General features: G+C 30.4%; 1 protein-coding gene. It reads left to right on the top strand.

Going from position 1 to position 1,147, the window contains the following annotated elements; all coding sequences use genetic code 11:
* The first annotated feature begins 395 nt into the window (after positions 1 to 395).
* A complete protein-coding gene (locus tag HG1285_RS00575; RefSeq protein WP_008289630.1) occupies positions 396 to 923 on the top strand; it encodes a thioredoxin fold domain-containing protein in 528 nt (175 codons plus the stop codon).
* Positions 924 to 1,147 lie beyond the last annotated feature (224 nt).

Genomic DNA, 1,147 nt, shown 5'->3' with positions numbered 1-1,147 from the left:
GGAAGAGGATTCAACAAGTACAAGAGGATTATCAAAAGAGGAAATCAATTTAAGGAAATTAGCAAAACCATCTTTAGATACAGGGAAAGAACCTTGTTTAATAATTTTTTCAGTTTCATCAATGACACAGAAATTAAAGGAGTTTTTAGACATATCAATGCCAATGTAGTGCATGACAACACCTCCTTAGTTGAATTTTTAAAGTCCCTCATAACCATCCTCCCGACTGGCAGGGGCTTAATAGCCCAATCAAGTAATTGGGTTTTGAGGGACAGGGGGACATACTCCCTAAGAGGCTTTAGAGCCTATGAAAAATGGAGTCTTTGTCCCTCGCTTTATTTTAAAAACTTATTCTATTTAAAAATATAAACTAATTTTTTGCAGGAGGTTGAAAAATGAAAAGATTTAAATATTTACCTATATTTTTAATTTTATTTTCTCTTTTACTTAATTCTTGCAATAAAAAAGAAACTTCAGCAAAATCTGATAAATTCAAAGTTGACCCACTTCCAGTAATAGAAGATGCAATGAAAAACAAAAAATACCTGATGGTAATTTTTGAATCTGAAGACTGTCGCTACTGCAGTAAGTTAAATAAAGAAGTTCTTTCTAACTTCAAGGTAAAAGAAAAACTTATAAAGGATAATTTTGAAGTTGCAATTGTTAATGTTTATGGTAAAAGACCTGTAATAGACCCTGAAAGTAAAAATGATATGAATGAACAAATTTTTGCATATGTTTATAAAGTTCAGGGTTTTCCTACAATAGCTATTTTTGACCCAACGAAAAACTATAAACTTCTTTATAAAATAACAGGGTATTTACCTAAAGACAATTTTATAAACTTAGTTGATTATGTTGGAAGTGGTTGCTACAACAAACTGCCGTTTGATAAATATATTGAAAATAATAAGCAATGTTAAAAAAACTAATTTTTGCATTGGTCTTACTAATAAGTTTTAAAACATTTTCATCTGAAAGCTACTGTTTTGAAGAAGCACGAGAAAGGTATGACATAAATCCTTACCTGCTTTTTACGATAGCTCAGTGGAAAGTAATCTTAATCCACAGGCTGTAAATAGGAATAAAATGGAACATATGATATGGTCTATGCAGATAACAGTAGATGGCTTAGAGTCTTAAAAAA

This window comes from Hydrogenivirga sp. 128-5-R1-1 (assembly GCF_000171895.1).
This window is presented reverse-complemented; position numbering and strand designations above follow the sequence as displayed.

Bases quoted from the DNA above. Each gene is read 5' to 3' on its own strand.
- HG1285_RS00575 (WP_008289630.1), top strand. From the start codon at position 396: ATGAAAAGATTTAAATATTTACCTATATTTTTAATTTTATTTTCTCTT.